The sequence below is a fragment of the Streptomyces sp. CB02058 genome (assembly GCF_001905505.1).
Taxonomy (GTDB): domain Bacteria; phylum Actinomycetota; class Actinomycetes; order Streptomycetales; family Streptomycetaceae; genus Streptomyces.
Genome location: NZ_LIPG01000003.1, coordinates 1028430 through 1052888, shown reverse-complemented (window position 1 = coordinate 1052888; position 24459 = coordinate 1028430). Strand labels below are relative to the sequence as shown.

The 24459-nt window shown below is 70.2% G+C and carries 11 protein-coding genes and 1 pseudogene; 3 read left to right on the top strand and 9 right to left on the bottom strand.

Annotated elements, in window-relative coordinates; translation table 11 throughout:
• Positions 1 to 39: 39 nt before the first annotated feature.
• The 4 genes from AMK10_RS18115 to AMK10_RS18100 all read right to left on the bottom strand — a co-directional run bounded on the left by AMK10_RS18115 (position 40) and on the right by AMK10_RS18100 (position 5218).
• On the bottom strand, positions 40 to 1722 hold the full coding sequence (locus tag AMK10_RS18115) for a dipeptide ABC transporter ATP-binding protein (RefSeq protein WP_073748826.1): 1683 nt from the start codon (positions 1720 to 1722) through the stop codon (positions 40 to 42).
• Positions 1722 to 2663 carry an ABC transporter permease gene (locus AMK10_RS18110; RefSeq protein WP_241839575.1) on the bottom strand — a complete coding sequence of 314 codons (942 nt, stop codon included), beginning with the start codon at positions 2661 to 2663 and terminating at the stop codon, positions 1722 to 1724. The genes AMK10_RS18115 and AMK10_RS18110 overlap by 1 nt, the downstream gene beginning before the upstream one ends.
• Before the next feature lie 201 nt (positions 2664 to 2864).
• Positions 2865 to 4172 (bottom strand): lipopolysaccharide biosynthesis protein RfbH, encoded by a 1308-nt coding sequence (rfbH, locus tag AMK10_RS18105; protein ID WP_073748825.1) that lies wholly within the window; start codon positions 4170 to 4172, stop codon positions 2865 to 2867.
• Positions 4172 to 5218, bottom strand: a complete 1047-nt coding sequence (locus AMK10_RS18100) for a Gfo/Idh/MocA family protein (protein ID WP_073748824.1) — start codon at positions 5216 to 5218, stop codon at positions 4172 to 4174. Before AMK10_RS18100 ends, rfbH begins: the two co-directional genes overlap by 1 nt.
• A 319-nt stretch (positions 5219 to 5537) precedes the next feature.
• Between AMK10_RS18100 and AMK10_RS18095 the strand changes: the two genes are divergently transcribed.
• Positions 5538 to 6899, top strand: coding sequence for an NDP-hexose 2,3-dehydratase family protein (locus AMK10_RS18095; protein WP_241839573.1), 1362 nt, complete (start codon positions 5538 to 5540; stop codon positions 6897 to 6899).
• A 130-nt stretch (positions 6900 to 7029) separates the two neighbouring features.
• Here the strand turns inward: AMK10_RS18095 and AMK10_RS18090 are convergent, their stop codons facing one another.
• A complete protein-coding gene (locus tag AMK10_RS18090; RefSeq protein ID WP_073748822.1) occupies positions 7030 to 8940 on the bottom strand; it encodes a multicopper oxidase family protein in 1911 nt (636 codons plus the stop codon).
• A gap of 278 nt (positions 8941 to 9218) precedes the next feature.
• Here AMK10_RS18090 and AMK10_RS18085 point away from each other — a divergent pair, with 278 nt between their 5' ends.
• Both AMK10_RS18085 and AMK10_RS18080 read left to right on the top strand, forming a co-directional pair.
• Positions 9219 to 12011, top strand: coding sequence for a helix-turn-helix transcriptional regulator (locus AMK10_RS18085; protein ID WP_198959719.1), 2793 nt, complete (start codon positions 9219 to 9221; stop codon positions 12009 to 12011).
• A 5-nt stretch (positions 12012 to 12016) separates the two neighbouring features.
• Positions 12017 to 13312 carry a 3-deoxy-7-phosphoheptulonate synthase gene (locus tag AMK10_RS18080; protein WP_198959718.1) on the top strand — a complete coding sequence of 432 codons (1296 nt, stop codon included), beginning with the start codon at positions 12017 to 12019 and terminating at the stop codon, positions 13310 to 13312.
• A gap of 85 nt (positions 13313 to 13397) precedes the next feature.
• Here the strand turns inward: AMK10_RS18080 and mhpA are convergent, their stop codons facing one another.
• From mhpA to AMK10_RS18060, 4 genes and pseudogenes are all read right to left on the bottom strand, one after another.
• A complete protein-coding gene (gene mhpA, locus AMK10_RS18075) occupies positions 13398 to 15002 on the bottom strand; it encodes a bifunctional 3-(3-hydroxy-phenyl)propionate/3-hydroxycinnamic acid hydroxylase MhpA (RefSeq protein WP_073748820.1) in 1605 nt (534 codons plus the stop codon).
• The gene (locus tag AMK10_RS18070; RefSeq protein WP_079180754.1) at positions 14999 to 15883 is read right to left on the bottom strand and encodes an arylamine N-acetyltransferase family protein; all 885 of its coding nucleotides are present in this window, start codon (positions 15881 to 15883) and stop codon (positions 14999 to 15001) included. Before AMK10_RS18070 ends, mhpA begins: the two co-directional genes overlap by 4 nt.
• 5 nt (positions 15884 to 15888) lie before the next feature.
• Positions 15889 to 18972: pseudogene (locus AMK10_RS18065) on the bottom strand (type I polyketide synthase); the annotation flags it as partial.
• A 39-nt stretch (positions 18973 to 19011) separates the two neighbouring features.
• Entirely contained in the window at positions 19012 to 24456 is a 5445-nt protein-coding gene (locus tag AMK10_RS18060; protein ID WP_073748817.1) for a type I polyketide synthase, read from the bottom strand.
• Between the last annotated feature and the right edge of the window lie 3 nt (positions 24457 to 24459).

Sequence of the window (24459 nt, the reverse complement as noted above, 5' to 3'; positions counted from 1 at the left end):
TGTCTCCTCATTGATCTGGGAAGGTTCTGGGGGCCTTGCTCAGGGGCGTGCGGCGGACGGCTGTCCGGCGTGCCCGAGCTGCCTGCGGCCGGGGATGGCGGCCAGCAGCGCTTCGGTGTACGGGTGGCCCGGACACGCGAAGAGCTGCTCGGTGGGGCCGTCCTCGACGAGACGGCCCTCGCGCATGACTCCGACTCTGTGGGCGATCTGGCGCACCACCGCGAGGTCGTGGGAGATGAACAGATAGCTCAGTCCGAGGCGGGACTGGAGGTCCGCGAGCAGTTCCAGGATCTGGGCCTGCACGGACACGTCCAGGGCGGACACCGGCTCGTCGCACACGACGAGGCCCGGGTCGAGGGAGAGCGCTCGCGCGATCGCGACGCGCTGCCGCTGTCCCCCGGACAGCTCGGCCGGCCGCCGGTCGAGCACCGAGGCGGGCAGTGCCACCAGGTCGATGAGCTCCTCGGCCCTGCGCCGGCGCTCCCGCCCGGTGCCCAGCCCGTACGACGCCGGCGGATCGGAGACGATCTGCCGGATGCTCAGCCTGGGGTTCAGGGAGGCGTACGGGTTCTGGTGGACGATCTGTATCCTCCGGCGCAGCAACCGCAGTTCGCGTCCGCGGTGGGCCGTGACGTCCTCGCCGTCCACGTGCACCCGGCCCCGGGTCGGGGAGGTGAGCCGCATCAGCATGCGGGCCACGGTCGACTTGCCGGAGCCGGACTCGCCGACGAGCGCGTAGGTCTCGCCGGGTTCGACGGTCAGGCTCACGTCGTCGACGGCGCGCAGGACGGCGCGGTCCCCGGCGGCACGGGGCAGCCGGTACTCCTTCACCAGGCCTTCGGCGCTCACCCGCACGGCGCGCTGTGCGCCGGCGGCGGGCGGAGCGGGAGGTGCCGGGCGGTGGGGGCCGCGGCCCGGGACGGCTTCGACCAGTGCCCTGGTGTAGGGGTGGCGGGGTGCGATGACGACCTGCCCGGGCTCTCCGTCCTCGACGATCTCGCCCCGCGACATGACGACGACTCGGTCGCTCCGTTCGGCCGCCACCCCCAGGTCGTGCGTGATGAGCAGCATGCTCGTGCCCGCCGCGCTGGTCAGCGACTGGATGTGATCGAGGATGCGGCGCTGCACGACGACGTCGAGGGCGCTGGTGGGCTCGTCGGCGACGATCAGCCTGGGCCGTGCGGCGATGGCGATGGCGATCAGGACGCGCTGGCGCAGACCGCCGGAGAGCTCGTGGGGATACTGCCCGGCCCGCCACTCCGGGTCGGGTATCCCGGCGTCGGCGAGGAGGTCCAGCACGGCGGCGGGCGCTCCCCGCCGGTCCGTGACACCGTGCGTGACGAGCGCCTCCGCGACCTGCCGGCCGATCCGGTGCACGGGGTTCAGCGCGGTGCCCGGGTCCTGCGGGATCAGGGCGATCTCGCTGCCGCGCAGGGTGCGCAGCCGCCGTTCGCCGAGCCGGGTCAGGTCCTGGCCGTCGAAGCGGATGCTGCCGCCGCCGATCTCGGCCGCGGGCGGGAGCAGGCCGAGCACGGCGTGGGCGGTGGTGGACTTCCCCGATCCCGACTCGCCCACGACGGCGAGGGTCTCGCCCGGTGCGACGGTGAAGCTGACGGACCTGACGGCGTCGACGACGCTGCGGCGCGAACGGTAGCGGACCACCAGGTCACGGACGTCCAGCAGCGGTGCGGTCTCGTGGTGTGGCACTTCGGCGGTGCTCATCAGGCCGCCCTCCGCTCGCTGTCGAGTGCGCGTGCCAGCCGGTTGGTGGCGACGACGGTGGCGGCCACGGCCAGGCCGGGGAAGGTGGTGAGCCACCAGGCGACACGGAGCGAGTCGCGGCCCTCGGACACCAGCGCGCCCCATTCGGGGGTCGGCGGCTGGACTCCGTATCCGAGGAAGCTGAGTGCGGACACCGCGAGGATCGCGGTGCCGAACTCCAGGGCGGCGAGCGCCCAGACCGGCCCCAGGGTGTTGGGCAGGACGTGGCGGAGCAGGACCCGTGGCCAGCGGGCACCTCCTGCCGCCGCCGCTTCGACGTACAGGCTCTCGCGGACCTTGAGCACCTCGGCCCGCATGATGCGTGCGCAGACGGCGATGCTCGTGAGGCCGACCGCGATGGCCGCGTTACGGGTACCGGGGCCCAGCGCGACGATCAGCACCAGGGAGAGCAGCAGTCCGGGGATCGACAGCAGCATGTCGACGAGCCGCATGATCACGGTGTCGGTGACGCCCTTGAGGAAGCCGGCCAGCAGTCCGAGCACCGCGCCCGCCGTGAGGCCGATGACGGTGGCGATCAGGGCCGACAGCAGCGACACGCCCGCGCCGTGCACCAGACGCGCGAACAGGTCCCGGCCGAGCTGGTCGGTGCCGAGCGGGTGCTCGGCGGAGGGGCCGAGCAGCCGGTCGGGGGTGTCCACCGCGAGCGGGTCGCGCGAGGTGAACAGTTCGGGTGCCAGTGCCGCCGTGACCGCCGCGAGCAGCCAGAGCACCGCGACCGCGAGGCCCGGCCGGAGCACCGGCACGGGCCACGCCGCCGGCCACCGGAGGCGGCGCCGGGGCCGGGCCGCCTCGGGACGCTCCGCCTGCCCGGTGTCCGGGACGGGAGCGGTGCCCTCCGGCCCGGTCACCGCGCCCGGCGGGGAATCGGGTAGCAATCTCACGGCCTCTCCAGATGTGCGGACTTACGCAATTCGCTGTCGTTCGCAATACGCCCGGCAGCTCGGAATGGCCGCGCTCGGTGAATCGCAGAGAACTCTTGTCGGGACGACCCTGTACGAGAATGTGGGGACCGACCCCCCTACCTCACCCCCTGTCCCCACCCTGACCTCGTGAGGAAAGGTGTCGGACGTGTTTCAGGAGTGTCATCTCCGTCCCGCGGTGAACTCCCGTATCGAGGCGGCGACGTAGTCGATCATTTCGGCCGTCAGCCCCGGATAGATGCCGATCCAGAACGTGCGCTCGGTGATGATGTCGCTGTTCCGCAGATCGCCGACAACCCTGAATTCGACGTCCTGATAGGCGGGTTGCCGCGCGAGGTTCCCGGAGAAGAGCATGCGGGTGCCGATCTTCCGGGATTCGAGGAAGGAGATGATCTCGCCCCGGTCGAACGGCGCGTCCTCGTCGACCGTCAGCACGAAACCGAACCAGCTGGGGTCGCTGCCGGGCGTCGCCTCGGGCAGCCGGAGTCCGCGGACGCCGTCGAGCCCCTCCTTGAGCCGCTTCCAGTTGCGCCGGCGGGCGGCGCCGAACTCGGGCAGTTTGGCCAGCTGTGTCAGGCCGAGCGCCGCCTGGAGGTCGGTGGTCTTGAGGTTGTAACCGACGCGGGAGAACGTGTACTTGTGGTCGTACCCGGCGGGCAGCCTGCCGAGTTGGTGGCCGAAGCGCTTGTGACAGGTGTCGCTGGCGGCGGGCGGGCACCAGCAGTCGCGTCCCCAGTCCCGCAGGGACTCGATGACCTTGGCGAGGGCCACCCGGTCGGTGACCACACAGCCGCCCTCGCCCATCGTGAGATGGTGCGCCGGGTAGAAGCTCGAAGTGGCCACGTCGCCGAAGCCGCCCGTGGGCCTGCCTCCGTAGAAGGAGCCGACCGCGTCGCAGTTGTCCTCGATGAAGAACAGGCCGTTGTCGTCGGCGATCTGCCGGATCTCGGCGGCGGGGAACGGGTTGCCGAGCGCATGGGCGATCATGATCGCTCTGGTGCGGGGCCCCACGGCCTCGGCGACCCGCTCGGCGGTGGTGTTGTAGGTCGCCAGCGACACGTCGACCATCACCGGGATCATGCCGTTCTGCACGATCGGGTTGACGGTGGTCGGGAATCCGGCGGCGACGGTGATGACCTCGTCGCCGGCCCGCAGCCGCCGCTTGCCGAGCTCCTTCTGGGTGAGCGCGGTCAGCGCCAGGAGGTTGGCCGAGGAACCGGAGTTGGTCAGATGCGCCTTGCGTCTGCCGAGCAGCGCCGCGAACTCCCGCTCGAACTGCTGGGCGGCCGGCCCCGCCGCGATCCGCATGTGCAGGGCGGCTTCCACCAGTGCCACCCGGTCGTCCTCGTCGAACACGGCGCCGGACGGGAGGATCGGCGTCTCGCCGGGCACGAACCGCTTCTCCGCCTCCTGTTCGCGGTGGAGCTTCCTGACCAGTTCCAGTATCCGGTCGATCTCGTTGTCTCCCATCAGGACCCCACCGGCTCACGTACGGGCGAGGGGTTCAGGAGGGCCCGCTCCCGGACCCGGTCGACAAGTCCGGCCTGCGAGAGGACGGACTCGCCCTCCAGACCGGACGGCACACCGTGGCGCACCCGCGCGACGAACGCCTCGGTGACGCGTTCGAACTGGTCCTCGGCGGGCAGGGTGATCTCCTCGACATGGTCCTGCCGTTCGATCCGGATGACCGCCCCGTGGGTGGGTGGTGGTGTGTACGCCCATGAGGCGGAGATCCGCCCGGCGCTCCCCCACAGCACGTAGGCGGACCGGTAGCCGTGTTCCATGCCCCAGGTCAGATGGCCGGAGACACCCGAGGGGTTCACCACCAGCGCGGACCCTCCGAGGTCGACGCCCAGAGTGTGGTCGACGTGGAGGGACGCCCCGAGCACCTCCAGCTCGTCGCCCAGGTACAGGAGCGCGGTGCGCACCGGGTAGACGCCGATGTCGGTGAGGGCTCCGCCGCCCACGTCCGGCCGGTAGCGAATGTCGTCCCCGCCCTTGGCCGGGAAGCCCAACTCCGCTGTGAGGGTGCGCAGTTCCCCGATGGCACCGTCGGCCACGAGTGCCCTGATCCGGGCGTGCTGGGAGTGGCACAGGAACATGAAGCTCTCCAGGAGGACGAGCCCCCGGGACTCCGCGAGTGCCACGAGTGCCGCGGCCTCCTCGCGGGTCGCGGCCAGGGGCTTCTCCGAGAGCACGTGCTTTCCGGCGAGGAGCGCCCGCTCGATCCATTCGGCGTGCAGCAGCGCGGGCAGCGGGACGTACACGGCGTCGACGTCGTCGCGGGCCAGCAGTTCGTCGTAGCCGGTCACGGGAGCGCCGCCGAAGCGCTCGGTGAAGAGGCGGGCCTTGTCCCCGCTCCTGCTGGCGATCGCGGTGACGTCCACGTCCGGGTTCCGCACGAGCGCGGGCAGCATGCGCCGCCAGGCTATTCCGGCGCATCCGATCACACCGATTCTCAGTGGCCTCGGATTCTCGCGGGGATTCGAAAGGCTCCCCTCCGAAGAATGCGGCATTGCCTGACCTCCATCGGGCCGACCGGCCTCAGAACCGGGGCATAATTCGATTCGCTGAATTCGGCTCGACGGTAGGCACCGCGTCCTCCACCGTCAACCCCCTGTCCCTCGCCGGAGAACCCGCCCGCACCCCCCTACTCGCCCCCTGAGTATGCGCACCCCACGGCCCGAGTAAAATTCCTGCCGCCATAGTGGTCCCCACTATCGCGCGATACAGGGAGGCTGCTCGATGTCCGGAATCGTGTCAACTCTGGCGGCAGAACAGAGAACTGCCGAACGCATCGCTGAATCCGCAGTCCGTATCGACGGCGTATTTCCTTTGACGGAGATACGGGACTGGTTCGCGGAACGCCGGCGCACGGACGTGGCACGGGTGGAGCGGATCGCGCTGGACGATCTGGTCCGGTGGCGCACGGATGACGCCACGGGGAACATCGTGCACGAGAGCGGCAGGTTCTTCAGCCTGGAAGGGCTCGCGGCCGAGGTGCCCGACGGGGAGGTGCCGGCCTGGACCCAGCCCGTCATCCATCAGCCGGAGATCGGCATCCTGGGGATTCTGGCGAAGGAGTTCGACGGCGTACTGCATTTCCTCATGCAGGCGAAGAACGAGCCCGGAAACGTCCATGGCGTAGAACTGTCACCCACGGTCCAGGCCACCCGGAGCAACTACACACGGGTCCACCGAGGGAATTTCGTACCGTACGTCGAATACTTTCAGCAGCAGGACCCGAAGAAGGTTCTCGCCGATGTCCTCCAGTCCGAACAGGGCGCCTGGTTCTTCCAGAAACGTAATCGCAACATCATTGTCGAGACCGACGAGGAGGTGGAACTCCGCGACGGGTTCCGATGGCTGACCCTGGGGCAGATACACCGTCTGCTCGCGGGCGACGCGGTGATCAATATGGACTCCCGGACCGTTCTGTCGTGCCTGCCTTTCTCGGGTGTGGGGCTCGCCGACAATTTCTCGTTTCCAGGCCAGGAATTCCGTCGGTCCGTCATCCGTTCGAGCAGCGCCGACCGCTCCGGGCTGCACGGTGTGGGCGAGATCCTGAGCTGGATCACCGAGACCCGGACCCGCCACGAGGTGTCCGCCCGGCGGATTCCGCTGCGGGAGGTGACGGGCTGGACCCGGCGCCCGGACGCCGTGGTCCACGACTCCGGGCTGTTCTTCAAGGTCATCGGTATCGAGGTCGAGACGGAGGGCAGGGAGGTCACCGGCTGGACCCAGCCGGTGGTGGAGCCGGTCGGCACCGGCATCAACGCGTTCCTCGTCAAGCGCGTGGACGGTGTCCTGCACGCCCTGGTCAACGCACGGGTCCAGCCGGGCTTCCTCGATGTCATCGAGCTGGCACCGACGGTGCAGTGCACCCCGGACAACTACACATGGCTGCCGCCGGGAGCGCGCCCGCGCTTCCTGGACGACGTGCTGGACGCCCGCCCCGACCGGATCCGTTTCGAGAGCCTGCTGTCGGAGGAGGGCGGACGCTTCTTCCACGCCCGCAACCGCTATCTCGTCATCGAGACCGACGCGGACCACGCACCCGACCCCGGACCGGACTTCCGGTGGCTGACACTGCACCAGCTGGTCGGGCTCCTGCGGCACAGCCATTACGTCAACGTGGAGGCACGCAGCCTGATCGCCTGCCTGCACAGCCTGACCGGCGGTCCCGCCACCGCCTGAACCGGCCGGCGGACAGGTGGCTGTCCGGCCGCGCGGCAGCGGCACTCCACGCCCGGGGGGCCTGCCCGGCCGCGCGCGGGCAGCGTCACGGCCGGACAGGCACCGCCCCCGGGCAGTCCCTCCCGGGCGGTCAGTGGTGGTGCGCGGTGTGGGGCATGCGGTCGAGCACTGCGCGCGGCGCCACGACGAAGGGCCGCATCATGCCCTCGTCCTCGTGCTCCAGGATGTGGCAGTGGTAGACGAAGCGCCCCGTGGCACGGGTGAACTGGCCCGCCACGCTGACGAGTTCGTGCTCCTCGACGCGGATGGTGTCCTTCCACCCCTGTTCCTCGTCGCCGAGCGCCCCCGCCCTGTCGTAGTCCGCGCTCCAGGTGACCACGTCCGGCCCGGACTGTCCGGCACTGGTGACCGTGTAGACATGCCGGTTCAGCGCCTGGAATCCGAGCAGATGTACGTGCATGGGGTGGCCCGGCCCGACCAGGTGGAGGAAGTTCCACACCTCCCAGCCACTGCTCTCCACGAAGAAGCCGACCTTGTCGTCGAATGCCGCGGCGGCCTTGCGGAACCTGCGGACCGCTCCCCCGGCGTCCGTGACCTCGACGATCCGGTCGCCGTCGCCGGGCTCGTACCCCGCCGCGATCTCCTCCAGTTCCCACATCTCCGGGTGCCCCAGCGCCGTGCCGTCGGCGGTCGAGAGCGCGATCCACCGGTCGGTGTGGTCCGCGGGCAGGCCGGCGCGGGTCAGCCGGGTGAACGAGGGTGAGGTGGTGGCGGGCAGCGTGAAAGGGTTGTCGACCGTCGTGGCACCGACCCGGAACTGCATGACCTCCGGACCGAGTGGGGACGGGCCGTTGGGATTGGTGTTGAGCAGCCGGAGGCGTTTGCCGCGGAACTGCGAGAAGTCGATGAGCACATCGGCGCGTTCCGCGGTGCCGAGCGTCAGAGCGTCGAGTGTGACAGGTTCGGGCAGCAGCCCCTGGTCGCTGCCGATCTGCACCAGTGCCCCGGTGACGGCGGTCGTCGTGCCGTCGGCGTTCTCCGTGTGGAGCTCCAGGGTGTACGGACGGGTGTTGGCGGCGTTGAGCACCCGGAACCGGTACCAGCGCGGCGTCACCTCCAGATACGGCCATATCACCCCGTTGACGAGGTTGTACGGGCCGATGAACGGAAGGTTGAGCCGCGCGGGGGCCGAGGCGGTGCCGGTGTCCAGAAATCCGATCTTGTGCAGCAGCCGGCCGTTGGGTATGCCGTCGGCGTCGGTGTCCAGATTCCGGTCGTTCATCACCAGTGGTATCTCGTACGCCCCGGAGGGGAGGTTGAGTGCCGTCTCCTCCGCATCCCGGACCAGCAGGGTCCCGGCGAGGCCCGCGTACACGTTGAACGCGGTGATGTTCATGGCGTGGTCGTGGTACCAGAGGCCCGCCGAGCTCTGGATGTTCGGGTACTCGGACAGCTGCGCGTCGCCGGGCGACACCCCGTTCTCCGTCCAGCCGTCGTTGTTCCCTCCGGTGACCCCGCCGTGCAGATGGACGACCGTCCAGGACGGCAGGGCCGCGACCGAGGCGTCCGGCTGCGCGCTGCCGCGGCCGGGGCCGAGGATGGAGTCGAGGCCGGTGAAGGGCACCCGGACCCCGGTCACGGGGAAGTCGCCGGTGATCTCGTTGAGCCACGCCACACGCTGCCGCTTCTCACTGCGCACCTCGATGGTGGGCCCCGGGACGGAGCCCTCGTAGGCCCACACCGGGGTCGGCGGGAGCTGTGAGTGCAGAAGAACGGTGGTGGCCTTCTGGCGGACGGTCAGCAGGCTGCCGACCGCGGGGGTGAGCACGGGCGGGATACGGAGCGCGTCGGCGAACTTGGTCAGATCGGTCGAGGTGGCGCGCGGGACCCCGGTCGCGACGGGACCTCCGCTGCCGGGTCTTCTCTCTCCCGGCACGCTCGATTCCGATGGTCCCCGGCTGCTCAGCAGCGCGGCACCACCTCCTACTCCCGCGACGGTGGCTGCTGCGGACCCCACGATGAACTGGCGGCGACTGGGCATACGAGGCTCCTCGGTCGGCGTCGCCGGGTGTCGGCGACGGAGCCGATCGTCAGCACGGTGTAGGCGAATCTCAAGGGAAAGAGTGGGTCTTAGGGGTATTCGGGCGACTTGACCCAGGGATCGGATCCAGCCACCCCTGAGGCACCCCCCTCACCGTCACCCTGGACCCCAGTAGGCAGGGCGTGGGTGACCGGTTCCCGGGCAGTTGGCGGCTCCCGACCATGATGGGAACGGTTGGTCACGAACATGACGCCCTGGGGGATCGAGTGGCTTCGCTGGTGGAACGAGACGCACATATACGTCGCCTGGACCATCTGCTCACCAACTGTTTCGCCCACCGGGGGCACGCCGTACTGCTGGAGGGGCCGGTCGCCGGAGGCAAGACGGAACTGCTGCGGACCTTCGCGGCGAAGGCGACGGAGGCCGGGGCCCGCTTCCTCGGAGCCAGCTGCTCCGCCGCGGAGCGGGCGCTGCCGTTCGGTGTCGTGAACCAGCTGTTCCGGGGCACCGTCTGGCCCGCGGAGCAGAGCGGGCGGATCGACGCGCTGCTGGACTCCCTCCGGTCGGGCGACTTCGGCGACGGATCCGCCACCGGCCTCCCGGCCCCGGAACTGCTGCGGGCCTGCCATGAACTCGCGGCCGTCGTGCTCGGCCTCGCGGCCGAGGCCCCGCTCCTGATCGGGGTGGACGATCTGCGCGACGCCGACGTGCCGTCGCTGGAGTTCCTGCTCCATCTGGTCCGGCGTATCGGGCAGGCGCGCATCCTGCTCGTACTCACCGATCAGACGACGCCCTGGCCGCTGAACCGCAGGTTCCGTGGTGAGCTGTCCCGGCCGCCGTACGCCGAGCGGCTGTGCGTGGACCCGCTCTCCCCCTCCGGATCGGAGCGGCTGATCGCCGACGCGCTCGGCGAGGAGACGGCGCGGGAGGTGGGTGAGGCCTTCCTCGGCGCCTCGGGGGGCAGTCCGCTGCTGCTCCACGCCCTGGTCGACGACCACCGCCGCCACGGCGAGGCCCCTCTCGCGCAGGGATACGGGCTGGCCCTGGTGAGCGCGCTCCAGCGCGCCGAGCCGGGCCTGCTCCAGGCGGCCCGGGCGCTGGCGGTGCTCGGTCCGGATGCCACGCCCGCCGAGACCGGCCGGCTCATGGCCGGTGAGGCGGCCGACGCGGACCGCGCGGGTGTGGCGCTGCGCGCCCTCAACGCCGCCGGGTTCCTCGACGGCAGCCGTCTGCGGCACCCCGTCGCCGTCACCGCCGTACTCGACGATCTGCCGTCGCAGGAGCGGGCCGATCTCCACCGGCGGGCGGCACACCTGCTCTACGACCGGGGGGCGGGGGCGCTGGAGGTGGCCCGCCATCTCATCGAGGCCGGCCACACGCAGGTCCCGTGGGCCGAGACGGTCCTGTCCGAGGCCGCCGAGCACGCACTCCTGGACGACCGTCCGGATCTCGCCGTCGAGTGCCTGAAGCCCGCGCACCGGGCCGCCGCCGACGAGCGTTCCCGCTCCGCGCTCAGGGCGCGGCTGGCGCAGGCCGAGTGGCAGCTCAGCCCGTCGTCCGCCGCCCGGCACCTGTCACCGCTGACCGCGGCGGTCGGCGCGGGCCACCTCGGCCTGTCGGACGGGCTCGTGCTCATCCGCCAACTGCTGTGGCACGGGCGCGGGGAGGAGGCCGCCGACGTACTCGGCCGACTGCGGACACGGGCGAGCTCGGCCCGGCCGGTGAATCTCGCCGAGGCAGGGGCGCTGCGCGACATCGAGGTGTGGCTCGCCTGGACGCACCCCACGCTGGCGCGCGGCCGGCGCACCCCGGTGCTCCCGGCCGACCTGCGCTACGGCGTGGTGACTCCGGGCACCGACCCTCAGCTCCAGGCCGCCGCCTCGCTGTCGGACGCGCTGTCCCGGGGCCGGGCGCAGGAGGCGGCCGACCACGCCGAGCAGGTGCTGCGCGATCTGCCCCTCCACCGCAGGAGCCCCTGGGCCGAGGAAGCCGCCATGATCGCCGTACGGGTGCTGATCCAGGTGGACCGGCTGAGCGCGGCGGCCTCCTGGTGCGACCGGCTCCTGGAGACGACCGATGCCCGCAACGCGACGACGACCCGGGCGGTGCTGTCCGCCGCTCGCGCCGATGTGGCCGTGCACCAGGGGGACCTCGCCGCTGCCCGGCGGCACGCCAGGAGCGCCCTGGAGCTGCTGACGCCCCGGTCCTGGGGGGTGGCCGTCGGACTGCCGCTGAGCACACTGATCCTGGCGGCGACCCGGACGGGCGAGCACGAGGAGGCGGCCAGACAGCTCACCCACTCGGTCGGCGACACGATGTTCCAGAGCCGGTTCGGGCTGCAGTACCTGTACGCGCGCGGCCACCACTTCCTCGCCACCAACCACTGCCATGCCGCACTCGCCGACTTCCTGTCCTGCGGTGAACTCCTGCGCGACTGGGGGCTGGACGCGGCCGGTCTGCTGCCGTGGCGCACCAACGCCGCCGAGGCGTGGCTGCGCCTGGACAACAAGGACCAGGCCAGGCGGCTCATCCACGAGCAGCTGGCCCGCCCGGGCGCGGGCACGTCCCGCACCCGCGGTCCCGCGCTGCGCCTGCTCGCGATCGCCGGTCCGCCCGGCCGCCGGCTGCCGCTGCTCACCGAGGCGATCGATCTGGCCGAGGCGTCCGGCGACCGCTTCGAGCAGGTCAGGGTGCTGGCCGAGCTGAGCCGGGCTCATCGCGCCAACAACGACAAGCGGCGCGCGCGGCTGCTTCTGCGGCAGGCGCTGCATGTCGCCAACATGTGCGAGATGAAGCCGCTCGCGCAGGAACTGCTCTCGGTCTCCGCCGACCTGGGCGGCGCCGAGTCCATGGCGGACGGGCTGGAGGGCATCGCGTCACTCACGGACTCCGAGCGGCGGGTCGCCTCGCTGGCCGTGCTCGGCTACACCAACCGCGAGATCGGGGTGAAGCTGTACATCACCGCGAGCACCGTCGAGCAGCACCTCACCCGGGTCTACCGGAAACTCAAGATCCGACGCCGCAAGGACCTCCCGGCCGATCTCTGGGCCAACCTCCGGAAGACGGGATGAGACCCATGACGATTTCGCTCGGTGAACGCGACGCGAACGGTTGGCTGACCGAGGCCCTGGCCCGCCCCGCGGCCCAGCAGCCCGAATGGCCGGACCCCGGGGCAGCGCGTGAGACGGCACGGACGCTGAGCCGGCTGCCTCCCACGGTGCTGCCGTCGGAGGTCGATCTCCTCTCCGTCCGGCTGGAGAAGGTGGCGCGGGGAGAGGCGTTCCTCGTCCAGGGGGGCGACTGCGCCGAGACCTTCGACGGGAACACCGACGAGCACGTGCTCGGCAACCTCCGCACGCTGATGTGTGTGGCCGGGATCCTCTCCGCCTCCGCAGGACTTCCGATGGTGTCCGTGGGACGGGTCGCGGGCCAGTTCGCCAAGCCCCGGTCCAGTCCGTTCGGCCCGGACGGTCTGCCGTCGTACCGTGGGGACATCATCAACTCCCCTGTTCCCACAGCCCTTTCCCGTACGCCCGACCCTCGGCGGATGCTGGACGCCCATGCCGTCGCGGCAGAGGCGATGGAGATCGTCAGGGCGGAGGCGGAGCAGTCCGGTTCGGAGATCTTCACGAGCCACGAGGCACTGCTGCTGGACTACGAGAGGGCGCTGACGCGGGTCGGCCCCTCGACTGCCGGGATGCCGCTCCCTGGCGGAGGTGACGTGGCCGCCGGGTCGCCGTTCCCTGGCGGAGGTCTCGACGGGGGTCTCTACGGCCTGTCCGGGCACTTCCTGTGGATCGGTGAGCGGACGCGCGATCCGGACGGGGCGCACATCGCCTTCGCCGAGCACATCGCCAACCCGATCGGCCTGAAGATCGGCCCCTCGGCCACCCCCGAGCAGGTCACCGCGTACATCGAACGGCTCGACCCCGACCGGCGGCCCGGCCGGCTCACGCTGATCAGCCGGATGGGCGCCGAGCACGTCCGCGACGCCCTTCCTCCGATCGTCGAGAAGGTGACCGCGTCGGGACACCAGGTCATCTGGCAGTGCGACCCGATGCACGGCAACACCCACCAGTCCCCCACCGGCTACAAGACGCGTCACTTCCATCGCATCCTGGACGAGGTGTACGGCTTCTTCCAGGTGCACCGGGCCCTCGGGACGCACCCCGGCGGACTCCACCTGGAGCTGACCGGTGACGACGTCACCGAGTGCCTGGGCGGTGCGCAGGAGATCCGCGACGAACAGCTGGCGCTGCGCTACGAGACGGCCTGCGACCCCAGGCTCAACGCCCGCCAGTCCCTCGAACTCGCCGGACACGTCTCGCGGTTGCTGAGCGGGACAGCGGGCGCGCCGCCGGTCGCCCGTTGAGGACGCTCCTCCGGCCGACGGAGGCGGCCGACGGAGGCAACCCATCGGCCGGAGGAGGCGGTCCGTCAACGAACGGGGCGGACGGTCAGCCGATGAGGGCCCCGGCGCGGAGCCGGGTGCGGAGGTCGTCGACGAGCGCCACGAGCCCTCGCGCGTCCCTCGCCGCTCCGAACACGTAGAAGTCGGGACGCACCAGGAGAGCCACCGCGTCCCCACCCGCCTCGGCCAGGTAGGGCAGGTAGACGGCGTCCACGTCGGTGACGACGCCGGGCTCCGTCACCTGCCCTGCCGGGGCATCTCCGGCGGGGCCCAGGTGGACCGTGCGCGTGCCGATGCCGTGGAGGAACTCAAGCCGTTCGGCGTCCAGCAGATCGCCCGGCGGCACCGTGGTGACCAGGGCGAAGCCTCGGCCGACGACATCGTCGAAGAGCCCGGTGGACCCAGCTCGCCGTACCCGCCCCTGGAGCACGAGTTCACCGGCCGGCACGGTGGGCGGCGCCCCGGCGGGAGCGTGCACGACCCCGGTGGTCAGCGCCTGGACGGCGGACCTCGGCTGGGCCGTTCCGATGCCCCGTTCCCTGACCGCGATCATCACCGTGTCCCGGTCGCGGGCGGCCACGGGGTCGGTCTCGCAGATGACCCGGCCCAGGTCCATCGACATCTTGAGCGCGTGGCGGACGTGCTCCCGCCGCTCGGACGTGTAGGTGTCCAGCAGGGCGTCGCCCGCCGTGCCGCGCAGTACGAGGTCGAGCTTCCAGGCCAGGTTGGCCGCGTCCCGGAACCCCGAGCACATCCCCTGCCCGGCGAACGGCGGCATGAGGTGGGCGGCGTCCCCGGCCAGCAGCACCCTGCCGACCCGCCACTCGTCGACGTACCGCGCCTGGAAGGTGTACACCGCGTGCCGCTCCAAGGTGGCGTTGCCAGGGGCGATCCCGAACAGCCCCAGCAACTCCCAGGCGTTCTCCGTCGTGCCGAACTCCGCCGCCGGCTCGCCCGGAAGCCGCATGAACTCCCAGCGCCGGTGGCCCGGGCCCGCCGACACCGCGGTCCGGGGGCGGGCGGGGTCACAGATCTGGAGGTTGTTGGGCACGAAGTCACGGGGCTCATCGAGCTTGACGTCGCAGGTCAGCCAGTCGTTGAAGAAACCGAAGTCGGTCACGGTGACTCCGACGGCATCCCGTACGAAGCTGTTGGCGCCGTCGCACCCCACCACCCAGCCGGCGGAGACGCGTTGCTCGCCCTGAGGGCTCTCGACGGTCACATCCACCCGGTCGCCCCGGTCCTCCAGCCCCGTCACCCTGTGCCCGCGCAGCACCCGCAGATTCGGCAGTGCCTCACCGCGGGCGGCCAGCGCGGCTTCGAGGCCCGGCTGGTACATCGAGGTCGAGTCGGGCCAGCCCGACCTGCCCGATGCGGCGACGTCGACGTGGAAGAGCGTCTGCCCCTCGGCGTTCGTCCAGACGTAGTCCCTCGACGGTTCGGCAAGCTCACTCATCGAGTCGCCGATCCCGGCGGCGGCGAGGATCCGGGCGGACTCCCCGTCGAAGGAGACGGCACGGGGCATCGGATAGGGCGCGGGCCAGCGTTCGAGGACGGTGACGTTCCAGCCGCGCGAGGCCAGGAGCAGCGCGGTGACCTGGCCCACCGGTCCGTAGCCGACCACGGCGACATCGGTCGTGACGACGCTCATCGCTCGGTCTCCCGCGTGCCCGCCGTGGCCGCGGTGGGCACGGCGCCCCCGGTGCCCGCGGTGCCTCCTCTGTCTCCTCTGTCTCTTCTGTCTCCGGTGTCTCCGGTGTCTCCGGTGCGCAGGATGTCAGCCAGGACGGCCGCGTGATCATCCGCGCCGATCACGCCCCGCACCGTGTCATGGCCGCCGTCGACGGTCAGCAGGCGCTTCCCGATGAGGATCCGCTGCCCGGTCTCGAAGGCACGGCCCCGGACGACCGTCCCCGCGCCCATGAGCTGCCGGGCGAAGGCGTCGAGATCCTCGGAAGGCGCCAGCCACTCCGACAGCTCCCTCGGCCGGGGCTTGAAGCGGTACACCGCCTGCCAGCCGCCGGCCTGCCCCCTCCGCTGCACGACGTGATAGCCGTCGCGGAGGACGATCCTGAACCGGTTGCCGTACTGATGGGTGATCTGATGGGGCACCACGGGCAGCGGCTCCAGATACGACGGACCGACGAACCCCACGTCGACGAGCCAGAGCCGGCCGTCGAGCTTCGCATAGTTGAAGACGTGCTCCAGGTCAGGACCGAACGAGTCGTCGACCTGCCGGATGCCCGCGGCGAGCACCCCGGCGTCGAAACCGAGGTGCTGGAGCAGCACCCGGAAGAGGCCGTTCAGCTCGTAGCACACACCCCCGCGGCCACCGACGACGATCTCGTCGAAGACCGCATCCACATCGATGTCCACCTCGGCCCACAGAGAAGTCCCCCGGGCGGTGTTGAGGGAGCTGTCGTAGGGAAAGGCGACCAGATGCCGCTTGTGGAGCTCCCTCAGCGTCTCCACCGTCGGCTCGACAGGACCGTCGTAGTCCAACGCCTCAAGATAGGTCTCGACCGTCAACACCGCGCTCAACCCTTCTCGTTCAGGAGTACGTGCAGATGACCGGCGAGCTCACCGGGGGTGGGGTAGTCGAAGATCAGCATCGCCGGGAGCTCCAGGCCCGTGACCGCCGAGATCCGGTTGCGGAACTGGACCGCCGTCAGCGAGATGAATCCGACCTCGAAGAAGACGCTCCCCGCCTCGACGGCATCCGGAGTCTCGTGCCCCAGTACGGCCGCGGCCTCGGACCGTACGACGTCCAGGATCAGCTGACGCTGCTCCCCCTCGGGGAGTTCGGCCAGCTTGTGGGCCAGAGCCGCCCCGGGAACCTCCTCGGTTGCAGGGGCTTCCGTCCCGACATCTCCGGACACGATCTGGGGCCCCTTTCGGGCTGACTTCAGCCAATAGTGCTGGTGTTGGAACGCATAGGTAGGCAAGTGGACCTGTGTGCCGTCGTGTTCGCCGAAGGCGGGTGACCAGTCGACGTGGACGCCGCGTACGTGGAGTTCGGCCGCGGACTTCAGTACACGGTCGAGGTCACCGTCGTCGCGACGCAGGGTACCGGTGACCACGGAGGCCACATCCGCGTGCTCGTCCAGGATCTCCTGAACGCTGTGCGCGAGTACCGGATGCGAACTGACCTCGACGAACGCCCGGAACCCCTCACCCACCAGAGCCTCCGCAGCCCCGGCGAAACCGACCGTGCTCCGCAGATTCCGGAACCAGTAACCACCATCCAGCTCCGGACCATCCAACCAACGACCCTCCACCGAGGAGAAGAACGGCACCTTCGCCCTACCAGGCTCCAGGCCTCCCAGAACCCTCGACAACTCGCCCTGGATCAACTCAACATGAGACGTGTGCGAGGCGTAGTCCACCGGTATCCGGCGCACCCGCACACCCTCGGACTCCAACTCCCCGGACAAACGCTCCAGAGCACCCACGTCGCCGGCGACCACCACCGAGGACGGACCGTTGACCGCCGCCAACTCGACGCCCTCAAGCAGGCGTTCACGCACCACAGACGTGGGAAGACCGACCGAGACCATGCCACCACGACCCGCCAGCCCGTCCGCGATCGCACGACTGCGCAGCACCACCACCCGCGCCGCGTCCTCCAACGACAACACACCAGCGACATGAGCCGCGGCAATCTCGCCCTGAGAATGCCCCAGCACCGCATCCGGACGCACCCCGAACGACTCCCACAGCCGGGCCAAGGACACCATCACCGCGAACGAGACCGGCTGCACCACATCCACCCGGCCCAACGCCACCGCACCCTCGACACCCCGCACCACATCCAGGGCCGACCAACCACTCACCGACTCCAGCACACCACTGACCTGCGTGAACACCTCGGAGAACACCGGGGACGACTCCAGCAGCGCCGCACCCATCCCCACCCACTGCGAACCCTGACCAGGGAACACGAACACCGTCCGGCCGTCCACGTCCGCACGGCCCGACACCACAGACCCGGCAACCTCACCACGCGCCAGCGCGGACAAGCCATCCAGGTCACCGGCCAGAACCACCGCACGGTGGGCGAAGGTGCCCCGTGTCGTCGCCAGCGCATGTCCGACAGCGGCGGAACTCAGGTCCGGACGTTCTCCCACCAACGATTGCAGACTTGCAGCCTGCCCCTTCAGCGCTTCCCCTGAGGCCGCGGAGAGCACCCACGGCACGACGGACGACGCGGCAGGCCCCTCTTCCAGTGGTGCCCCCTCCACCGGCGGCGCCTGCTCAAGAATGACGTGGGCGTTCGTGCCGCTGACACCGAAGGCGGACACACCCGCCCGCCGGGGTCGATCCGTCTCGGGCCAGGGCTGAGCCTCGGTCAGCAGTTCGACCGAGCCCGCATCCCAGTCGATCTTCGAGGACGGCTCATCCACATGCAGCGTCCGAGGAAGCACACCCTCCCGGATCGCCTGAACCATCTTGATGATCCCCGCAGCACCAGCAGCAGCCTGCGTATGACCGATGTTCGACTTCAACGACCCCAACCACAACGGACGACCAGGCAACCGCCCCTGCCCATACGTCGCCAACAACGCCTGCGCCTCGATCGGATCACCCAAAGACGTCCCCGTCCCATGACCCTCCACCACATCGACATCGGAGGAAACAAGCCCCGCACCCGCCAACGCCGCACGAATCACCCGCTCCTGCGACGGACCATTCGGCGCAGTCAAACCATTCGACGCACCATCCTGATTCACCGCAGAACCACGCACCACCGCCAACACCTCATGCCCCAACCGCCGAGCATCCGACAACCGCTCCAACAGCAACACCGCCACACCCTCGGACCAGCCCGTGCCGTCGGCCGCGTCCGCGAACGCCTTGCACCGGCCGTCGCGGGCCAGCCCGCGCTGCCGGGAGAACTCCACGAAGGGTGAAGGGTGCGCCATCACGGCAACCCCGCCGGCCAGTGCGAGCGAGCATTCCCCGGCGCGCAGGGCCTGGGACGCGAGATGCACCGCGACCAGCGACGACGAGCACGCCGTGTCCACCGTCACCGCGGGACCCTCCAGGCCCAGCGCGTAGGACACCCGCCCGGACGCCACGCTCCCCGAGTTCCCCGTGCCCAGGAATCCCTCCAGTCCGTCCGGTACAGCGTCGAGGCCCGCGGCGTAGTCGTGGTACATGAGGCCGGTGAACACACCGGTCGCCGTGCCTCCGAGAGATGTCGGGTCGATGCCCGCGCGCTCGACGGCTTCCCAGCTCACCTCCAGCAGGAGCCGCTGCTGCGGGTCCATCGCCAGGGCCTCCCGGGGGGATATCCCGAACAGCGCTCCGTCGAAGCCACCGGCGTCCTGGAGGAAGCCGCCCTCGGTGACGTACGAGGTTCCTGTCCGCTCGGGGTCCGGGTCGAAGAGGCTCTCCAGGTCCCAGCCGCGGTTTTCCGGAAAGCCTGCGACGCCGTCGAGTTCGTCGGCGACGAGCCGCCACAGGTCCTCGGGGGACGTGACCCCGCCGGGGAGCCGGCAGCCCATCCCCACGATCGCGATCGGCTCCGTCGCGACCTCGCGAAGCTGCTCGGCTTCCCGTTGGAGACGCTCGTTGTCGATCAGTGCTGCGCGCAGGGCCTCGACGAGCTTGTCAGTGGACGTGGTCATGGGAACCTTCTTCCGATCTCCGAAGTGCGGTCACTGACTGCCCCCGAGCGCCCTCTCGACGAGGTCTGCGACGTCCATCGCCGCGATCTCCTGCCTCGCGCCCTGAGGGGTTCGCACGGTTGCCGTACGGTCGGCCGAAGAGGACGACGACCATGAGGCTTCGAGCGCGGCCAGAACTCCGAGCTCCTCGAGCTTCCGCAGCGGCAGGGCCGCCAGAGCCCTGCGGATGCCGGCCTCGTCCACGTCCCGCTCGGCTGCGGAACCGGCCGGCTCGCTGCCCTCGGCCGACGGGAGCAGCTCCGCGCGGAGATGGCGGGCAAGCGCCGTGGGAGTCGGGTGGTCGAACACGAGCGTCACCGGGAGACGCGCTCCGGTGGCCCGGGTGATGCGGTTGCGCAGCTCGACCGAGGCGAGCGAGTCGAAGCCGAGGTCCTTGAACGCCTGGCGGGCCCCGATCGCTCCCCTGGTGGCGTGCCCGAGCACGGAGGCGGAGGCGTCGCGGACCAGGTCGAGCAGGTCCCGCAGTCCGTCCTCCTCGGAGAGGGCCGCCAGCCGGTCGGCGTACGTCGCGGCGTCCTGAACCGCTTCCGCTCCCTGCGCCGCCCTTCTCGGCGCCCGGACCAGTCCGCGCAGGAGCGGGGGTAGGTCTCCGGTCGCTGCCTGGTTCCGCAGAGCGGCGTAGTCGAGCCTGGTCGGCACCAGCAGTGCTTCTTCGGAGCCGAGCGCGGCATCGAACAGCGCGAGGCCCTCCGCCGACGACAGGCCGAGCAGTCCGCTGCGCGCGAGCCGGGCAAGCCCCGCAACGTCCAGGTGCCCGGTCATTCCGCTCGCCTGCGACCACAGTCCCCAGGCGAGGGAGACAGCGGGCAGCCCTTGCGTACGGCGCCACTGTGCGAGTCCGTCGAGGTATCCGTTGGCCGCCGCGTAGTTGCCCTGGCCCGCATTGCCCAGCACCCCGGCGCCTGAGGAGAAGAGGACGAAGGCCGCCAGGTCCAGGTCCCGCGTCAGCTCGTGCAGATGCCACGCGGCATCCGCCTTCGGCCGGAACACCGTGTCGAACCACTGGGGGTCCAGGGCGGTCATGATCCCGTCGTCGAGTACTCCGGCGGTGTGGACCACAGCGGTCAACGGATGCTCTGCCGGAACTCCTTCAAGCACTGCGGCCAGAGCCTCGCGATCACCCACATCCGCAGCCACGACCTCCACCCGCGCACCAGCAGCCGTCAGCTCATCCACCAGACCCGACGCACCCTCGGCCGACGCCCCACGACGACTCACCAACACCACACTGCGCACCCCATGCACCACCACCAGATGCCGGGCCACCAACCCACCCAACGTCCCCGTACCACCCGTGATCAACACAGACCCCGCAGGATCCAACCCCCGACCCACAACCCCCGACCCCACAACCCGCACCAACCGAGGAACGAACACCCGCCCCCCACGCACCCCCACCTGCGACTCACCCGAAGCAACCACACCCGACAACAACCCACCCACACCCACAACCGAGTCGGCATCCACATCCACCAACACGATCCGACCCGGCTGCTCCAACTGCACCGAACGCACCAGACCCCACACCGCAGACCCACCCGGATCACCCACCACACCCCGCGTGAGGACCACCAGCGGTGAGGAGCCCCATTCGGGGTCGGAGAGCCGTGCGTGGAGAAACTCGACGGTGGCCGCCGCCAGTTCTCGAGCCGCCTCCGGTCCTGTGCCGCCGCGCGCGGTCAGATCCAGTACGGCGGCCTCCGGCACGGGATCACCGGACTCGGGCAGGGCGAGTGGCACCCACTCCACTCGGTAGAGCAGGTCGTCGGCAGCCGTACCGAGTGACGTCAGCCGGCCGGCTTCGACGGACCGCAGCGTGAGCGAGTCGACGGAGGCGACAGGAGCGCCGGTCGCATCGGTCAGCGTCAGCGCGATGGCATCCGGCCCGGAGGGGGTCGCGCGCAACCTGAGCGCCGCGGCGCCCTCGGCGGACAGGGACACTCCCCTCCAGGCGAAGGGCAGGACGACATGGCCAGGATCGGGCTCCACATGGCCGAGCAGGCTGGTCGCCTGGAGTGCGGCGTCCAGCAGTGCGGGGTGCAGACCGAAGCTGCCGGCCTCGGAGAGCAGGTCGTCGGGCAACGCCAGCTCCGCGAACACCTCCTGCCCACGCCGCCACGCCGCCCGCACCCCCCGGAACGCAGGCCCGTACGCATACCCCTTCGCCGCGAAGCCTTCGTAGAACCCCTCGACGGACACCGGCTCCGCACCCACCGGAGGCCACGGTTCGGGCGGCGTTGCGGAGGCGTCACCGCTTGCGGTCAGGAACCCGTGCGCGTGCCTGGTCCATGCCCCTGCCTGGTCGGCGCTCTCCGGGCGTGAGTACACCGACACGGTCGCCCGGACCTCACGCTCGTCGGATCCGCTCGCCTCGTCGGCCACGGCGACCCGGATCTGCACCCCCTCGTGATCGGGCAGGACGAGCGGAGCCTCGATCACCAGCTCCTCGACCGTGTCCAGCCCAGCTTCCTCCCCGGCCCGCTGGGCGAACTCCAGCAGCGCGGCGCCGGGGACAAGGACTGTGCCTGCGACGGCGTGGTCGGCGAGCCAGGGGTGCTCCTTGAGCGAGATCCTGCCCGTGAGAACCACGTTTCCGGACTCAGGCAGGTGGACGACCGCTCCGAGCAAGGGGTGCTCGGCCGACCTGAGCCCGACCAAGCCGAGGTCGCCGCCGGCCTTGTTGCCGGCGAGCCAGTAGTTCTCGTGCTGGAAGGGGTAGGTGGGCAACTGGATGTGCGTGCCCTTGTGTTCGCCGAAGGAGGGTGTCAAGTCGACGTGGACGCCGCGTACGTGGAGTTCGGCCGCGGACTTCAGTACACGGTCGAGGTCACCGTCGTCGCGACGCAGGGTACCGGTGACCACCGAGGCCACATCCGCGTGCTCGTCCAGGATCTCCTGAACGCTGTGCGCGAGCACCGGATGCGAACTGACCTCGACGAACGCCCGGAACCCCTCACCCACCAACGCTTCCACGGCCCCGGCGAAACCGACCGTGCTCCGCAGATTCCGGAACCAGTAACCACCATCCAGCTCCGGACCATCCAGCCAACGACCCTCGACGGACGAGAAGAACGAGACCGTTGCGCTGCCCGGCTTCAGACCGTCGAGCAGCGAGTCCAACTCATGCTCGATCAGCTCGACATGAGACGTGTGGGATGCGTAGTCCACCGGTATCCGGCGCACCCGCACACCCTCGGACTCCAACTCCCCGAACAAACGCTCCAGCGCACCCACATCGCCGGCGACCACCACCGAGGAAGGCCCATTGACAGCAGCCAACTCCACACCCTCAAGCAGACGTTCACGCACCACAGACGCGGGAAGACCGACCGAGACCATGCCACCACGACCCGCCAGCCCGTCCGCGATCGCACGACTGCGCAACACCACCACCCGCGCCGCGTTCTCCAACGACAACACACCAGCGACATGAGCGGCCGCGATCTCGCCCTGCGAATGCCCCAGCACCGCATCCGGACGCACCCCGAACGACTCCCACAGCCGGGCCAAGGACACCATCACCGCGAACGAGACCGGCTGCACCACATCCACCCGGCCCAACGCCACCGCACCCTCGACACCCCGCACCACATCCAGGGCCGACCAGCCACTCACCGACTCCAGCACACCACTGACCTGCGTGAACACCTCGGAGAACACCGGGGACGACTCCAGCAGCGCCGCACCCATCCCCACCCACTGCGAACCCTGGCCAGGGAACACGAACACCGTCCGGCCATCCACGTCCGCACGGCCCGACACCAAAGACCCGGCAACCTCACCACGCGCCAGCGCGGACAAGCCATCCAGGTCACCGGCCAGAACCACCGCACGGTGTTCCAGCCCCGCCCGACCCGCTACGAGAGCCCGCCCGATCGCAGCGGATGACGTGTCCTCGGAGCGATCGACGAGGTGATCGAGCAACTGCTTCGCCTGTGCGCGCAGCGCCGGTTCCGATGCACCGGAAAGCGCCCAGGGTACGTACCCGGTCGGCGCGACTGCGCGCGGGCTCTCTTCGGACTCCACGGCAGGGGGCGCCTCTTCGAGAATGACGTGGGCGTTCGTGCCGCTCACGCCGAACGACGACACACCCGCCCGCCGGGGTCGATCCGTCTCGGGCCAGGGCTGAGCCTCGGTCAGCAGTTCGACCGAGCCCGCATCCCAGTCGATCTTCGAGGACGGCTCATCCACATGCAGCGTCCGAGGAAGCACACCCTCCCGGATCGCCTGAACCATCTTGATGATCCCCGCAGCACCAGCAGCAGCCTGCGTATGACCGATGTTCGACTTCAACGACCCCAACCACAACGGACGACCAGGCAACCGCCCCTGCCCATACGTCGCCAACAACGCCTGCGCCTCGATCGGATCACCCAAAGACGTCCCCGTCCCATGACCCTCCACCACATCGACATCGGAGGAAACAAGCCCCGCACCCGCCAACGCCGCACGAATCACCCGCTCCTGCGACGGACCATTCGGCGCAGTCAAACCATTCGACGCACCATCCTGATTCACCGCAGAACCACGCACCACCGCCAACACCTCATGCCCCAACCGCCGAGCATCCGACAACCGCTCCAACAGCAGAACCGCCACACCCTCCGCCAGTCCTGTGCCGTCGGCCGCGTCGGCGTACGCCTTGCAGCGGCTGTCACGGGCCAGCCCGCGCTGCCGGGAGAAGTCGACGAAGACCTCCGGCGTGGCCATCACCGCGACACCCCCCGCAAGGGCCAGGGAGCACTCGCCGTTGCGCAGCGCCTGGACCGCCAGGTGCAGGGCCACCAGCGACGACGAGCAGGCGGTGTCCACGGTGACTGCCGGGCCCTCCAGACCCAGGCTGTACGCCACACGGCCCGACGCCACGCTTCCCGAGTTGCCGATGCCGAAGTAGCCCTCCAGGCCCTCGGGCAGCGAGTCGATGTTGTGGGCGTAATCGTGGTACATCAGTCCGGAGTAGACACCGACGTCCTTGCCACGCAGCGAGGTCGGGTCGATGCCCGCACGCTCGAAGACCTCCCACGACACCTCCAGCAGCTGCCGCTGCTGCGGGTCGATGGCGAGCGCCTCGCGCGGCGATATGCCGAACAACGTCGCATCGAAGCCACCGGGGTCGTCGATGAAGCCACCCTCGTCGGCGTATGTCGTGCCCGTCCGCTCGGGGTCCGGGTCGAAGAGCCGCTCGAGGTCCCAGCCCCGGTCCGTGGGGAACGAGGTCATGGCGTCCTCGCCGTCGGCGACGAGGCGCCACAGGTCGTCGGGGGACGTGACCCCGCCGGGGAGCCGGCAGCCCATCCCCACGATCGCGATGGGTTCGTTCGTCCTGGACTCGATCTCCCGGATCCGCTTGCGTGTCTGCTGCAGCTCACCCACCACGCGCTTGAGGTAGTCGCGCAGCTTCTCGTCATTCGACATGCG

Excerpts from the sequence above, each read along its gene's own strand:
- AMK10_RS18100 (WP_073748824.1), bottom strand. The coding sequence starts at position 5,218 with ATGCCGCATTCTTCGGAGGGGAGCCTTTCGAATCCCCGCGAGAATCCG.
- AMK10_RS18115 (WP_073748826.1), bottom strand. The coding sequence starts at position 1,722 with ATGAGCACCGCCGAAGTGCCACACCACGAGACCGCACCGCTGCTGGAC.
- mhpA (WP_073748820.1), bottom strand. The coding sequence starts at position 15,002 with ATGAGCGTCGTCACGACCGATGTCGCCGTGGTCGGCTACGGACCGGTG.
- AMK10_RS18060 (WP_073748817.1), bottom strand. The coding sequence starts at position 24,456 with ATGTCGAATGACGAGAAGCTGCGCGACTACCTCAAGCGCGTGGTGGGT.
- AMK10_RS18090 (WP_073748822.1), bottom strand. The coding sequence starts at position 8,940 with ATGCCCAGTCGCCGCCAGTTCATCGTGGGGTCCGCAGCAGCCACCGTC.
- rfbH (WP_073748825.1), bottom strand. The coding sequence starts at position 4,172 with ATGGGAGACAACGAGATCGACCGGATACTGGAACTGGTCAGGAAGCTC.
- AMK10_RS18080 (WP_198959718.1), top strand. The coding sequence starts at position 12,017 with ATGACGATTTCGCTCGGTGAACGCGACGCGAACGGTTGGCTGACCGAG.